Below are 13,496 nucleotides of genomic sequence, written 5' to 3'. Positions count from 1 at the left end.
AGCGGCGGCCGCCGGCCGGCACCTCGAAGTGGTCGGTCGCATTGCCCTCGGCGTCGCGTTGGGCGCGCACGGTGAGGCTCTGCAAGAGGCCGCGGCGGGCGATGTCGGCGGCGAGTGCGTCGATCGAGACGCCGGCCTTCACGCGCCGCACATTAGCCTGGCTCAGCACCAGCTGGTTGAACGGGATGTCCCGCGAACCGCTGAGGACGATTTTCACATGCTTGGTCATGGGTCTTCTCCATGACGGGCGGCCGGAAGACTCTCTCTCGACCCTCAACCCGTCATGGAGCCGGCGCAGCCCTCTTCCTCTAAAGGATGAGAGCCGCGCCGACGGCCGGAAGGTGAGTCACGGGTCAGACGGTGGTGCTCCGGGCGGGGATCGCCGGAACAGAGTCTCGGCCCACAGGATTGAACCGGTCCGGCGAGACCATGTTGCCCAAACCGACAGCGGCACGTCGGACGTGAACGCGGTGTCGATCTCGATCCTTATGCCGAATGGCAGCCGGATCGCGGACAGTTCGACGAGCGACCAGGGACCGATTTCGGGGCAGCCGAAGCCGAGGTCGGCGAGCCCCCAGAGCACGTCGCCATTCTCGGCAAGCTCGGTGGCCAGCCAGGTCTGGCCTCCAAGCGGATTGAAGAATTTGAGCACAGGGGCCGGGTCCGGCTCGTCTTGTTCCCGCTCAGCGGCGGCCCGGCGGTTGATGTGGTTTGCCCGCAATGCGAAGCGGGAGAGCGGCGGCAGAACGATCATAAGACCGCTCCTTTCGATGACAGAGGGTGAGCGGCCTGTCAGGCGGCGGCGAGCAGCTTGGCGGCCTTGCCCTCAAGCTCGAGACGCGTGTCCTGATGGGGCGTGTCGCGCGCGAGCGCGGTGATCCCCTGGACGAAGTCGAAGATCGAGGACGGCGGATGCCCTTCCTCGTCAAGCACGGTCGCGATCACCCGGTCGGTGTCCGCCTTCGAGAAGCCGCGCTTGCGCAGGAAGGACTGCCGGTCTTCATCGGTGCGGGCGACGAGCCGTTCTCGCGCCGCTTTGATGCCGGCCATGAAGGGCGCCGGCGAAGAAGTCGCGAAATTCTCCAGCGCCGGGGCTGCCTCATGCGCGAAGCGGTTCGCGGCGAACTTACTGTGCCGGATGCTGATTTCCTCGAAGCCCTCCGCGCCCCAGATATTGCGGTTCATGCAAACCGCGCGGAGAAAGAAGGAGGCGATGCCCAGCGTTTTCGAGCCCACCTCGCTGTTCCACGCGTAGAAGCCCCGGAAGAACAGGTCGGGATCGCCGTTGGGCAGGCGACCTGCCTCGATCGGATGGGCGTCGTCGACCAGGAACAGGAAGACGTCGCGGTCGCTTGCGTAGAGCGTGGTCGTGTCCTTTGTCACCTCGACGAACGGGTTGTGGGTCATGGTCGACCAGTCGAGCAGACCCGGCACCTTCCAGCGCGTGTCGCCGGTGCCGTCGCCCGCGATCTTCATGACCGCCGCGACCAGTTCATGATCCCAGATGCGACCGTAGTCCGGCCCGGTGACGGCACGCAGCTCGATTCGGCCGTCGTCGGTTTCCAGCGTCTTCATCAGCTCGGCACGATGCGAGAGCAGTCCATGCTGCATGTTGATGGCGGCGAGCGGCGCCGGGAGTTGGCGGAGATAGCCCGCTGGGGCGCCGACGAGCCTGGAGAGCTGGCCAAACGACCAATGGGTGGGCACGACCGGCTCGTCGCGGCCGGGCACAAGCAAGGTCAGGCGTTCGGCATCGTCACGACTCGCCTCGACCCGGACGTCGCGGGTCTCCACGGTCCGCGCGGTGGCGCGATCGGCGCGGGATTTTACCGCCGCATAGAGCGAGGACAGGGACAGGAAGCGCTCGTCGTCTGGGCGCGAGAACCATTCCGAAGAGACGCGGCCGATGCGTTGACCGCGGGATATGTCGACCTTGTAGCCCGCCGAGACCGGCCGGGGCGTGTCGGATTGCGTGAGGATCGTCGCCATGGGAATTCTCCGCGACAGGTGGCGAGAGCCTCTCTCTCAGCCCTTACCCGTCACGAAACTTCGACCTTTCTCTCCCTCTGAGGCCGGTAATCAACTTCGCGATGCTGTCGCTGAGATGAAAACAGATGGTGTCATGCTATGTGTTCGAGACAAAATGGGGGCGCGGAGCATGGACGACTTCAAGATCAGCGGACAGGTCGCAGACGCACCGTTCACGTTGACCCTCCACCGCGGCGAGGGAATGTGCCTCCTCGCCATGAACTGGCGCGACGACCAGCCGCCGCCCGATGACTTTGTCGGCTTCATGATTGAGTTCCGCGAGCCCCAGGCGGCCGGTGACACAAGCCCGGCAAAATGGTGGACCCTCAACAACCGGCTGTCTTTTACCGACGCAAGCAAGATTACCGACAAGAGCCAGCTTTCGACGCGGCTATCACCGATCCAGAAATTCCGCTGGATCCACTTCCCCTATGCCGCTGGTCTTGCCGGGCTGTATTCCTACCGGGTGACGCCGGTCTTCATGAGCGCGAGCGACGAGCTGAGCTACGGGACCGCACAGACCGCCGACGTCGCCCTGAAGCGTGAGACCTACCCCGACGCCCTCGATATCGGCTTCACGCGTGGCTTCGTGTCCTCTCAGGCATTCGTCGATAATTTCGCGGACGGATCGGGGTCCGTCAACGCACTGATCCCGCCCGGCGCGACGAGCGGCGACACCGGCCTCACCTTCACGTCGACCGACCCCAAGGCTGGCGAGGCCTATGCGTGGATGGGATTTGAGGCGCGCGAAGCGATCCTGGATCTGCTCGATGCGGCGATTGCGGACTCGACGGCCCAGGTGCGCCTGATCGCCTATGATTTCGATCTCGCCGATGTCTACGAGCGCGTCCTCAAGCTCAAGGGCCGGATCCAGGTCATCATCGACAATTCGGGCAGCCACAAGAAAGCAGGCTCGGCCGAGAACACCGCCGAGACCCTCCTCGACACCGCGCTGGGTTCCGGGAACGTGCTGCGCGAGCATTGCGGGGGACTCCAGCATAACAAGTTCATCGTGGCGACGGGCGCCGTGAACCGCGCGGTCTGTGGCTCGACCAACTTCAGCTGGCGCGGCTTCTACGTCCAGAACAACAATGCGGTCACGATCCGGGGTGCCACGGCGATCAAGCCGTTCCTGGACGCGTTCAATGCCTATTGGGAGGCGGTCGACAGCCCAGCAAAGTTCGAGCAGGAGGGTCTCGGGGCCTGGTCGGAACTCCCTCTGGGGGTGGAGGGACTGGACGCGCAATTATGCTTCTCGCCCCATGCTCCCGACACCGCGCGCTTGCAGGAAATCGCCGAGGACATCACGAAGACGTCCTCTAGCCTGCTCTACTCGCTCGCGTTTCTTTACCAGACGCCGGGACCGATCCTCGACGCGATAGCTGGCGTGACCAAGGCGAAGGATCGGTTCGTTTATGGCATCTCGGACCGGGCGATCACGAAGGGCGGACTCGATGTCACGACGCCCGACGGGAACACATTGCCGGTCTATCCCTCGGCACTCAGCAAGAACGTGCCCTCGCCGTTCAAGGATGAGCCGACTGGCGGTCCCGGGATTCGGATGCATCACAAGTTCGTCGTCATCGATTTCGACAAGCCGACAGCGCGCGTCTATGTCGGCTCCTACAATTTCTCAAGCGTCGCCGACACATCGAACGGCGAGAATCTACTGGTCATTCGCGATCGGCTCGCGACCACGGCCTTCATGGTCGAGGCGTTGAGCATGTTCGACCATTATCATTTCCGGATCGTCGCGGGTCAGGCCAACGCCAACGCGCCGCTGGTGCTGGCAAAGCCACCGTCCGGTGACGCCAAGCCTTGGTTCGATCCGGATTACACGGTCGAGTACAAGATCCGCGACCGCCAGATCTTCTCGGCCTGAGGCTTCGTCCAGAAACGCTGGAACCGTTGGGGAGGGCTTGATCGTGGCAGACACTCTGATCCTGGTGATGCGACACGCCGAGAAACCGGACGATGCGGATGACGTGCATCTGGCGCCAGCCGGCACCGTCCGAGCCCAACGGCTCGCGACGTGGCTTCCCGCCGAGTTCGGCACGCCGGACTTCATTTTCGCCTCCGCCGAGTCGCGGCACAGCGACCGTCCGCGCGAGACCATGCAGCCACTCGCCGACGCCTGTGCGCGTGTCCTTGAAACCCCCTATGCTGACGCGGACTTTGCGGCGCAGGCGCATCTGTTGCGGACCGACCCGCGCTACGGCGGCAAGCTCAGCCTGATCTGTTGGCATCACGGAGAAATCCCCGGATTGCTCCAGGCGCTCGGAGCGCCGGACGGCAATTTTCCGGACCCCTGGGACCCGGAGGTCTTCAATCTGATTGTCCGATTGCGGATCTCCGCCGATGGCGAATTTCACACCGACGAGATTACCGAGCCCTTCTAGCAAGAGCGGGCGCGCAAGCGATTAACGAGAGAATGGAGGGCCAGGACGTGGCGACGATCAATTACAGCTGCCTCAAGGGAAAGATTGACCGCTTCAAGCCGGCACCGTCGGAGAATCCCCATCTTTGGATGTTGGTCGACACCGATACGGATAGCTTTTTCGCGACAATCAACGTCCAGTCGTCGAAAGGATTGCCGGGAGCACCGGAGGCCGAAAGCTACCTCAACTTCTTCGTCGACGATGATTTCAAGCATCCGATCGTCACCCATCTGCGCGCCATCGAACCAGGCATGGCGGAGCAGCAGCGGACATACGCGGCCGGAGCGCTCGATTTCGTCAAGGGAAACCTCTTCGACCCACGCAAGATGCGGGTGCTTCCGAGCCAGGATGCGGGCGGCGACGACCTCGTCCATCGCCTTGATGGGCTATTTAACACGGCGCACGACCAGAATGACGACATCGTGATCGTGGGAAGCCAGTTCCAGACCTCGCGCAATCAGACCCAGGCGGTGTTCGGCGAAACGCCCAAGCTCGGCATCGACAACACCCACATGGCGCAAGGCGACCCGCCCGCGATCGACGCCCATCTCCATGAGAATGGTGTCTGGCACGATGGCGCGATCTTCCTGCTCAGCACGAACAGCGACCGTGTGACCGCGATCTTCCTCGCTTTTCAGACGCAGGCCTGGCAGACCGACGACAATGGTCAGGCGCGTGAGGGCACGACGGGCTACGAGGCCCCCCGCTATGATTTCGCTGGCGGCGGCCTCGGCAATCAGATCCCGGCGTCCAATCCGGTCGCCGAACTGACCTCGCTCAACCGGCTGCCCGACGGACTCGGAAGGCTCGTCATCACGAACATGTCGAACCAACCCCTAGACGTGAAGAATTGGTCGATCACCAGCCCGACCGGTGTGTTCGACCTTCCCGACGAGACGATCGCGCCGGGGGAGCCACTCGCGGCCGACCTGCCCCCCGGCCTCATCGAAGACGCCGGCGGCATCCTCTCGCTTCTCGAGGCGCAAGGCCTCAAGGTCGACGGTGTCAGTTATTTGGGTGGTCCCGCCAGCGGCTGGAGTTCGAGCTTCGCACCGTGAAATTCGGCGGCTGGTTTTAAGCTCGCGCCTTGCCCCCGGCCTCGTGGATGACGGAGCTGAATGGTCGGTGGCGCCGAACGCGGATTCCCGTTCCCTTCCGGGATCGATACGGTCGCGCTAAGGAGTCACTAACGTCGGTTCGCTCATTGTCGTCCGCAGTTACTTCAACGCCTTCGCAACGGTGATTATCCGGTGGTTACAACAGATTCAGCGGCGATCCTGATCCGGCCGATTACGGACGCTATATCAGCCACCTATGGAGATCGCCAGCTGAGGTCCTCTACCTTAGCGACTCATTCTGGCCATCGATTTGGCGCATCTGTCCTGCGAGACCAGCAAGGCGGCCCTGTAGGCGCTGATCGAAATTTCCGGGTTGCTGGAGGGCAAGCAGAAGCTTGCGGTGTTTAAGCCGCTGGCGATTGGGGGCGACGACGCGGCCGCCCCGCACAATGACGCCAGTAATCTCCGCCGGCCTGTCTACATAGTGCTTCAACTTGTGATAACGCAGGCCCGTTCGATGAATCATGCGCCGCACCTGCCACACGTCGGCGAGCGGCACCTTCGCGCCGGAGATGGTCACGTCGTCGACATAGACCGTGAGGGTGTGGCCCTTCGACGCGCAGAAAGCCGCGATCTCGGCCCACATGTCATGGTAGCTGTAATAGGCTAGGATCGGGCTAAGGGGGCTGCCGGTCGGCAAGTGACCCTCAAACGTGCATAGATCGCCGAGCAAGCCCGCGACATCGCCGCGGCATTGCAAGACGAACTGGAAGAACGCGATCACGCGGACCCGCGGCGTGCTCGGGAAGAACTTCTTGATGTCGAGACAGTGAACGACGCGGTTTCCACGATGGCGGGCTGCATTGCTGACGTAGCACCGTCCCTTGACTGGGCAGAATAGGAAAGGCGGCGGCTCGATCCGCGCCAGCATCTGTGCGATCCGACCCTGCACGCGCTTCAAGGGCGCGACCGGATCTTCAACCGGGCGCTTGCCGCCGCCCTTTTTCTCAATCTCGAATTGCCGATATCGGTCTGGCCCGATCGCCATCGCGCGTAGCTCGGCTTCACCGAGTCCGAGCACATTGGCCAAACGGCGCGGGCTGGTAAGCTTATAGAGCTGCGACTGGTGGAGCGGGATGACCGTCTTATTCGGCATGTGCCCGACCGGACCGCGCCTCGAGGAATTGCAGTAGGCTCACCACCTTGCCGGCCACAAAAGTCCGCGCATGGTCAAGCGTGCTTTTTTGATCGAGGTTCTCCGAAAAGAACATGATCGAAGACACTGGCATATCGAAGACCGTCGCATAACGCTGGATGATGTCCAGCGTCGGCGTTTTCACGCCGCGCTCGATTTCCGACAGATAGGAAGTCGAAACTTCCAATCGCTCCGCCGCCTGCTTCTGCTTAAGGTCGTGGTATACTCGGATCAGGCGAAGAGCTTCACCCAACATTCCATCTCCTTTCAGGAGGCTATTCAGGGTGCGAATTACTGGCGGAAAACCTTGATGATGGAGAGGACGAGGTGGAGCACCTGCGCCACCAGTCGCCCCAGAGCCACCATCGTCTTCAAAGTGGACGGACGGACCAGGCGGTGTGCCCAGTGCTGCCATCGCACCGTCTTCGTTCGCGCACGCTTCTCGTTCAGACCAAGCTTTCGCATGGCGTCCTCCTCTGCCAACTCCTGCACCATGCAGGAGCGCCGCCGAGGCTTCGGAGGGTGGGGTAGAAGCACGTTAACCCTGAACACCAAGGCGGACACCGGGCCGTCCGGTGGCCGCCCGCGGCGCCGCTCGCTCGCACGCACGGAGCCACAAAGCAGAGAAGGTTCCTTCTCCAGGAGGGGTTTCCCCCTCGATTAATGGCGACACATCCCCTTTCAAACTGAACGAGAACTACGTGCCTTATCGAGCTTCGCCTGTCAACGAATAAAATTCGCTGTCAGCGAATTATTGAGGGACGGAGCGTCCGATCTGATGGGTCCCGCCTAGCCGCGGATCCTATTGCACGGGACGAAAATCGGGCTTTTGTTGCCGAACACAGACGAAACTATCCGCGCGCGCACTCCCGGGTGGATACGAATTGGAGACGAGAGAACCTGCATGAGCTTTCGTATCCAGCTCGGGACACCCCCGAAGGGGCATTTTTTCGCAGATTTCAGCCGGGGCGGATGGTGCTGCCGAAGGGGATCGAACCCTTGACCTCAGCCTTACCAAGGATGCGCTCTACCACTGAGCTACGGCAGCATCGCCAGCGCGGGCGGCCTATGGAGATCGGGCGCTCTCCCGTCAAGGCGCGCGACCATGGCTGAGCCGCGTGACGGCGGCAAGGAGGCGCGCGCGCGCCGCCTCGCGCAGGCGCTGCGCGACAATCTCCGCCGCCGCAAGGCGCAGGCGCGCGAAGGCGTGACAAGCAACCGCGAAGCGTCTGCGGGCAAGCCGGACGGCTGCGAGATCGAGGAACGCTGACTCCAACCCCTCGTGCCGCGCCTGCCGAGCACCGTTCCTCGCTGCCCGCGACGCAGGCTCAGCCCGGGCTCGCGAAGCCTGGTAAGCACCGAATCGGAATGGTGCCGATGGTGGGAAGACCTCGCGCTCAAGGCTGCGATCGTGTCGAGCGAATTCGAGATGCGCTGGCAATCAGCTCGGAACGACGGAGCCTCACGCCTTTAGTGATCGCCTCACTCCGCCAGCGCGACCCCCTCGCTGCGGGGATCGGCGGCGCCGACCAGCTTGCCGCCGACGCGCTCGATCGCGTTGGCCTTGAGCGCCATCGGCACGATTGCGACGTCGTGCCCCATCGCGGTCAATGCGGGCGCGATCGCCTCGGCGGCGCTGCCCTTCTCGATCAGCACGCGATCGCCCATCCCGATCACGAGCGGCAACGCGATCGCGTCGCGCGCCGGGAGATGCCAGTCGATCACCCCGATGATCGCCTTGGCGACTTGCGCGATGATCGTCGCCCCGCCCGCCGCGCCGACAGCGAGCCGCAGCGAACCGTCGGGCGCGAAAACCAGCGTCGGCGCCATCGCGCTGCGCGGACGCTTGCCCGGCTCGACGCGGTTGGCGGCAAGGAAGCCGTCCTTGTCGGGCACGATATCGAAGTCGGTAAGCTCGTTGTTGAGAAAATAGCCCTGTGCGGTCAGCCCCGATCCGAACGGCCCCTCGACCGTTGAGGTGACGCTGGCGACATCGCCTGCACCGTCGATCGCGACGATGTGCGTCGTTCCCGGCACCTCGCTCGCCGGCACCGGCTTGCGCGGCGGCGCTCCGGGCGGCGTGCCCGCGACGACGTGCGGTATGACATGGTCGGGCGCGATCAGCATTGCGCGTTGGGCGAGATAAGCGGGATCGGTCATGCCGGCGGTCGGCACGTACACAAAGTCAGGATCGCCGACGTAGAGGTCGCGGTCGGCATAAGCGAGGCGCATCGATTCGGCGATCAGATGCCAGGTGCGGGGATCGTTCGGGCTCATGCTCGCGAGATCGAAGCGTTCGAGCTGCTTGAGGATCGCGAACACCGCGATACCGCCCGAGGTGGAGGGGCCGACGCCGCAGACGCGATAGCCGCGATAGCTGCCGCACAGCGCCGGGTGGCGCTTCGGCTCGTAGGCGGCGAGATCGCCGAGCGTCAGCTTGGAGGGGTTGCGCGTGGCGCCGTTCGCGGTTGCGACGAGCGCGCGCGCGGGCGGTCCGACATAAAAATAATTGGGCCCATGCGCGGCGATCTTGGTCAACAGGGCAGCGAGCTCCGGATCGCGCAGCACCGTGCCGACTGGCTTCGGCGTGCCGTCCGCCTGCCAGAAGTGCGCGCGCGCCCAGCTGCCGGTGACATGGGCGGCCGAGGTCGTAAGCGAGGTCTCCAGCCGCGGCGTGATCGCGAAGCCGTCGCGCGCCAGCCGGATCGCCGGCGCGAACAGCTTCGCCCACGGCAGCCGGCCATGGCCGGCATGGACCATCGCCCACATCCGCAGGTTGCCGGGCACGCCGACGCTGCGCCCGCCCGGTACCGCGTCGGCATGGCTGAGCGGCGTGCCGTCCGGCGCGTAGAACCAGCCCGGCGTCGCGGCGGCGGGCGCGGTCTCGCGACCATCATAGGCGTCCAGGGTGCGGCTCTTGCCGTCCTCATGGAGGAAGTAGCCGCCGCCGCCGATCCCGGAGGATTGCGGCTCGACGACGGTGAGTGCCAGCATCGTCGCGATCGCCGCGTCGGCAGCGCTGCCGCCCGCGCGCAGAATCTCGCGGCCCGCTTCGGCAGCACGGGGATCGGCGCACGAGACCATCCCGCGCATCGGCGGGACGGACTGGGCCGCCAGCGGCGCCGCGACGAGCAGCAGCAGGATCGCGACCAGCCTCTTCACCACCGCATTCCTCCTCGCGACCTTCCCTCGCGCCTCTCAACCTCTATATCGGAGTAATGACAAGCAGCCCCGATCCGCGTGCCTTCCTCTATCGCGAGGGGCTCGACCCCGATGCCGCGCTCCGTTTGACGCGCGAGGCCCTGCAGCGCTGCGACGACGGCGAACTTTACCTCCAGTACATGGCGAGCGAGAGCTTCACCTTCGACGACGGCCGATTGAAGAACGCCGACTTCAACACGCAGGCGGGCTTCGGCCTGCGCGGGCTCTCGGGCGAGACGACCGCGTTCGCGCATGCCAACGAGCTTTCCGAAGCGGCGATCCGCCGCGCCGCGCAGACGCTGACGCTGCTCGATCCGGCCGCTGCCGGAATCGCACCGCCGCCGCGCCGAACGAACGCGCGGCTCTACACCGACGCCGATCCGCTGACCCTGATCCCGTTCGCCGAGAAGGTCGCACTCTGCCAGAAGATCGACGCCTTCGCGCGCGGCCGCGATCCGCGCGTCGCGCAGGTGACGTGCGCGCTGGTCGGATCGTGGAGCGTCGTCGAGATCGTGCGGCCCGACGGTTTCGTCGCCACCGACGTGCGCCCGCTCGTCCGCCTCAACGTCCAGATCGTCGTCGAGCAGAACGGGCGGCGCGAGAGCGGCTATTTCGGGCTCGGCGGCCGCTATCTCTACGATAAGCTGTTCGCCGACGAGACTTGGCAACGGGCGGTGAACGAGGCGATCCGTCAGGGCCTCGTCAATCTCGAATCCGTAGCCGCGCCGGCGGGCGAGATGACGGTCGTGTGCGGCCCGGGCTGGCCCGGCGTACTGCTCCACGAAGCGGTCGGCCATGGGCTCGAGGGCGATTTCAACCGCAAGGGCACGAGCGCCTTTTCCGGCCGCCTCGGCGAGCGCGTCGCGGCTCCGGGCGTGACGGTGATCGACGACGGTTCGATCGGCGAGCGCCGCGGCTCGCTCTCGATCGATGACGAAGGCACGCCGACACAGGAGAACATCCTGATCGAGGACGGCATCCTCAAGGGCTATATTCAGGATCGCCTCAACGCCCGGCTGATGGGCGTCGCCCCCACCGGCAACGGCAGGCGGGAGAGCTTCGCGCACGCGCCGATGCCGCGCATGACCAACACTTTCATGCTTGGCGGCAACGACGATCCGGACGAGATCATCGGCCGCGCGAAGAACGGCATCTATGCGCGCAGCTTCGGCGGCGGCCAGGTCGACATCACCAGCGGCAAGTTCGTTTTCTCCTGCACGGAGGCGTACAAGATCGAGAACGGCAAGCTGGGCGCGCCGATCAAGGGCGCGACGCTGATCGGTGACGGCCCGACCGTGCTCACCCGCGTCCGCGCGATCGGCAACGACATGGCGCTCGACGAGGGTGTCGGCATCTGCGGCAAGGGCGGCCAGTCGGTTCCCGCCGGCGTCGGCCAGCCGACGCTGCTGATCGATGGGCTAACGGTGGGCGGCACGGCGTGACCTCAGGATTTCCTTCAACCTGCTCCGTTCGCACTGAGCGAAGTCGAAGTGCGGTCGGCACACGCGCTTAGCCTTCGACTTCGCTCAGGCCGAACGGATGTCGGATGGATGCTCCGTCTGCTTCCCGTCCTGCCGATAGCACCGCTTCTTGCGGAGACATGACGGCTTTGATGGGTTGCCCTGCGGCGCCTCTCGTCTAAGGCGCTGAAACACATCAGCCGGTCGTGAGGGCGTTATGAGCGAAGCCGAGGAAGAGGGCGCCGGCGGCGCCGCGCTCGCCGAAGCCGAGGACGCCCTCGAAAGTTACGAGCCGTCGCACGACGAAGACAATCGGCTCGCCTCTGGCTTCGTCGATTCGATCCTCGATTGCCTCGATGCCGGCAACGCGGAGCGCGTGCGCGAGATGGTCGCGCCGCTTCACCCTGCCGACATCGCCGATCTGTTCGAGATCGTGCCCGGCGAAAGGCGCGGACCGCTCGCCCACGCGCTCTCAGGCCTGCTCGACGGCGATGTCCTCGCCGAGATGAACGACTGGGTGCGCGACGAGGTCATTGACGAGCTCGAGCCGCACGAGGTTGCGAGCCTCGCCGGCGAACTCGATACGGACGACGCCGTCGCGATCATCGAGGAACTGGACGCCGACGATCGGCGCGAGGTGCTCCGCGCGATGGAGCCGGAAGATCGCGCCGCGATCGAGGAAGCGCTCTCCTATCCGGAAGAATCCGCCGGCCGCCTGATGCAGCGCGACCTGATCGCGGTGCCGGAGCATTGGACCGTCGGCGACGTGCTCGATTACCTGCGCTCGAACGAGGACCTCACCACCGATTTTTGGGAGATCTTCGTCGTCGACGAGCGGCATCATCCCGTCGGCACGTGCAAGCTGAGCTGGGTGATGCGGACGCCGCGCGGCGTCGCGATCGCCGACGTGATGCAGCGCGAACAGACGCTGATCCCGGTCGAGATGGATCAGGAGGAAGTCGCCTTGCGCTTCCAGAAATATGCGCTGATCTCCGCCGCGGTGGTCGATCCGGCCGGGCGGCTGGTCGGGATGATCACGGTCGACGACGTGGTGCACATCATCTCGGAAGAAGCGGGCGAGGATATCCTGCGCCTGTCGGGCGCGGGCGACGGCGACATCAACGAACCGATCCGGCTGACCGTGCGCACCCGCATCTTCTGGCTGGTCGTCAACCTCGGCACGGCGATGCTCGCCGCCTCGGTGGTCGGGCTGTTCCAGGGCGAGATCGGCAAGTTCGCGCTCCTCGCGGTGCTCATGCCGATCGTTTCGGGAATGGGCGGCAATGCCGGCACGCAGACGCTTGCCGTGGTGGTGCGCGCGCTCGCCACCAACCAGCTCACCAGTTCGAACACGCAGCGGATGATCCTGCGCGAACTGACCATCGCGGCGGCCAACGGCGCGATGCTCGGGATGATGATCGGCGCGGGGACGTTGCTCTTTTTCGGCAATGTCACGCTCGCTTTGGTCATCGCGCTCGCCATGGTCATCAACAATCTGGTGGCGGGCCTGTCGGGCGTGCTGATCCCGGTGACGCTCGACCGCTACGACATCGATCCCGCCGTCTCCTCGGCAGTGTTCGTCACGATGATGACCGATTGCATGGGGTTCTTCTCCTTCCTCGGGCTGGCGACGCTCTTCGGGCTTGGCGGGTAGCGCTTGCCGCCCGATCTGCCGACGATGCCGCTGCACATCACAAAAGTTGCGTTCGGGGTGACGAGCCTCGATCATCTTGCCGAGCGGCTGCGGCAGCGCGGCGAAGCGGGGCCGGTGTTCCTGACCACACGCTATCTGCCCAAGCGGCACATGGAGATTGTCGGCGGCGGCTCGCTCTACTGGATCATCAAGCACATGCTGGTCGCACGCTCGCCGATCCTGCGTTTCGGGGAAGCCGAGGGCGGGCGCGTGGCGATCCATATCGACCCGGCGCTGGTACTGACCGAGGGGCGGCCGAAGCGCGCGCATCAGGGCTGGCGCTATCTCGAGGCCGCCGATGCGCCTGCCGATCTCGGCGCGGGGATGGTGGCGGGGGACGCGATCCCGCCGGCATTGCTCGGCAAATTGGCGGCGCTCGGGCTTATTTGATTGGCGCGGCGGCCCCCGTGCCGCAACTGATCG

General features: G+C 65.0%; 13 protein-coding genes, 1 tRNA gene and 1 pseudogene. 7 read left to right on the top strand and 8 right to left on the bottom strand.

The genetic code is table 11. From position 1 onward, the window contains the following. From JOZ79_RS09720 to JOZ79_RS09710, 3 genes and pseudogenes are all read right to left on the bottom strand, one after another. A pseudogene (locus tag JOZ79_RS09720) lies at positions 1-229 on the bottom strand (ParB N-terminal domain-containing protein); the annotation flags it as partial. 117 nt (positions 230-346) lie between these two features. After that, the gene (locus JOZ79_RS09715) at positions 347-754 is read right to left on the bottom strand and encodes a DUF2958 domain-containing protein (RefSeq protein ID WP_294073606.1); all 408 of its coding nucleotides are present in this window, start codon (positions 752-754) and stop codon (positions 347-349) included. 38 nt (positions 755-792) lie between these two features. Then, positions 793-1,989 (bottom strand): DUF932 domain-containing protein, encoded by a 1,197-nt coding sequence (locus JOZ79_RS09710; protein ID WP_294073604.1) that lies wholly within the window; start codon positions 1,987-1,989, stop codon positions 793-795. A gap of 169 nt (positions 1,990-2,158) precedes the next feature. On the opposite strand from JOZ79_RS09710, the gene JOZ79_RS09705 reads away from it, so the two are divergent. From JOZ79_RS09705 to JOZ79_RS09695, 3 genes are read left to right on the top strand one after another with little or no spacing between them, the layout of a single operon-like run. Continuing rightward, entirely contained in the window at positions 2,159-3,910 is a 1,752-nt protein-coding gene (locus tag JOZ79_RS09705; RefSeq protein ID WP_294073602.1) for a phospholipase D-like domain-containing protein, read from the top strand. Between the two features lie 43 nt (positions 3,911-3,953). After that, a complete protein-coding gene (locus tag JOZ79_RS09700) occupies positions 3,954-4,427 on the top strand; it encodes a hypothetical protein (RefSeq protein WP_294073600.1) in 474 nt (157 codons plus the stop codon). A gap of 47 nt (positions 4,428-4,474) precedes the next feature. Further along, entirely contained in the window at positions 4,475-5,524 is a 1,050-nt protein-coding gene (locus tag JOZ79_RS09695; protein WP_294073598.1) for a DUF2278 family protein, read from the top strand. Between the two features lie 280 nt (positions 5,525-5,804). Here JOZ79_RS09695 and JOZ79_RS09690 read toward each other — a convergent pair whose 3' ends face one another. From JOZ79_RS09690 to JOZ79_RS09675, 4 genes are all read right to left on the bottom strand, one after another. Beyond that, positions 5,805-6,605 carry a reverse transcriptase family protein gene (locus JOZ79_RS09690; RefSeq protein ID WP_294073611.1) on the bottom strand — a complete coding sequence of 267 codons (801 nt, stop codon included), beginning with the start codon at positions 6,603-6,605 and terminating at the stop codon, positions 5,805-5,807. Between the two features lie 64 nt (positions 6,606-6,669). Further along, positions 6,670-6,975 (bottom strand): helix-turn-helix transcriptional regulator, encoded by a 306-nt coding sequence (locus JOZ79_RS09685; protein ID WP_294073596.1) that lies wholly within the window; start codon positions 6,973-6,975, stop codon positions 6,670-6,672. 35 nt (positions 6,976-7,010) lie between these two features. Continuing rightward, positions 7,011-7,184 (bottom strand): hypothetical protein, encoded by a 174-nt coding sequence (locus tag JOZ79_RS09680; RefSeq protein ID WP_294073594.1) that lies wholly within the window; start codon positions 7,182-7,184, stop codon positions 7,011-7,013. A gap of 508 nt (positions 7,185-7,692) precedes the next feature. Then, a tRNA-Thr gene (locus tag JOZ79_RS09675) sits at positions 7,693-7,767 on the bottom strand. Between the two features lie 57 nt (positions 7,768-7,824). Here JOZ79_RS09675 and JOZ79_RS09670 point away from each other — a divergent pair. After that, entirely contained in the window at positions 7,825-7,989 is a 165-nt protein-coding gene (locus tag JOZ79_RS09670) for a hypothetical protein (RefSeq protein WP_294073592.1), read from the top strand. Between the two features lie 212 nt (positions 7,990-8,201). Here the strand turns inward: JOZ79_RS09670 and JOZ79_RS09665 are convergent, their stop codons facing one another. Then, positions 8,202-9,884 (bottom strand): gamma-glutamyltransferase family protein, encoded by a 1,683-nt coding sequence (locus JOZ79_RS09665; protein ID WP_294073590.1) that lies wholly within the window; start codon positions 9,882-9,884, stop codon positions 8,202-8,204. A 53-nt stretch (positions 9,885-9,937) separates the two neighbouring features. Between JOZ79_RS09665 and tldD the strand changes: the two genes are divergently transcribed. The 3 genes from tldD to JOZ79_RS09650 all read left to right on the top strand — a co-directional run bounded on the left by tldD (position 9,938) and on the right by JOZ79_RS09650 (position 13,463). Next, positions 9,938-11,362 (top strand): metalloprotease TldD, encoded by a 1,425-nt coding sequence (tldD, locus tag JOZ79_RS09660; RefSeq protein ID WP_294073588.1) that lies wholly within the window; start codon positions 9,938-9,940, stop codon positions 11,360-11,362. A 235-nt stretch (positions 11,363-11,597) separates the two neighbouring features. Continuing rightward, positions 11,598-13,034: a magnesium transporter gene (gene mgtE, locus JOZ79_RS09655; protein ID WP_294073586.1), complete on the top strand. Its 1,437-nt coding sequence runs from the start codon at positions 11,598-11,600 to the stop codon at positions 13,032-13,034. 24 nt (positions 13,035-13,058) lie between these two features. Then, positions 13,059-13,463, top strand: a complete 405-nt coding sequence (locus JOZ79_RS09650) for a DUF1489 domain-containing protein (RefSeq protein WP_294073610.1) — start codon at positions 13,059-13,061, stop codon at positions 13,461-13,463. The last annotated feature ends 33 nt before the right edge of the window (positions 13,464-13,496 follow it).

It is taken from the genome of Sphingomonas sp. (genome assembly GCF_019242355.1).
GTDB lineage: Bacteria > Pseudomonadota > Alphaproteobacteria > Sphingomonadales > Sphingomonadaceae > Sphingomicrobium.
This window is presented reverse-complemented; position numbering and strand designations above follow the sequence as displayed.

Bases quoted from the DNA above. Each gene is read 5' to 3' on its own strand.
- JOZ79_RS09715 (WP_294073606.1), bottom strand. From the start codon at position 754: ATGATCGTTCTGCCGCCGCTCTCCCGCTTCGCATTGCGGGCAAACCAC.
- JOZ79_RS09710 (WP_294073604.1), bottom strand. From the start codon at position 1,989: ATGGCGACGATCCTCACGCAATCCGACACGCCCCGGCCGGTCTCGGCG.
- JOZ79_RS09705 (WP_294073602.1), top strand. From the start codon at position 2,159: ATGGACGACTTCAAGATCAGCGGACAGGTCGCAGACGCACCGTTCACG.
- JOZ79_RS09685 (WP_294073596.1), bottom strand. From the start codon at position 6,975: ATGTTGGGTGAAGCTCTTCGCCTGATCCGAGTATACCACGACCTTAAG.
- JOZ79_RS09680 (WP_294073594.1), bottom strand. From the start codon at position 7,184: ATGCGAAAGCTTGGTCTGAACGAGAAGCGTGCGCGAACGAAGACGGTG.
- JOZ79_RS09670 (WP_294073592.1), top strand. From the start codon at position 7,825: ATGGCTGAGCCGCGTGACGGCGGCAAGGAGGCGCGCGCGCGCCGCCTC.
- tldD (WP_294073588.1), top strand. From the start codon at position 9,938: ATGACAAGCAGCCCCGATCCGCGTGCCTTCCTCTATCGCGAGGGGCTC.
- mgtE (WP_294073586.1), top strand. From the start codon at position 11,598: ATGAGCGAAGCCGAGGAAGAGGGCGCCGGCGGCGCCGCGCTCGCCGAA.
- JOZ79_RS09650 (WP_294073610.1), top strand. From the start codon at position 13,059: ATGCCGCTGCACATCACAAAAGTTGCGTTCGGGGTGACGAGCCTCGAT.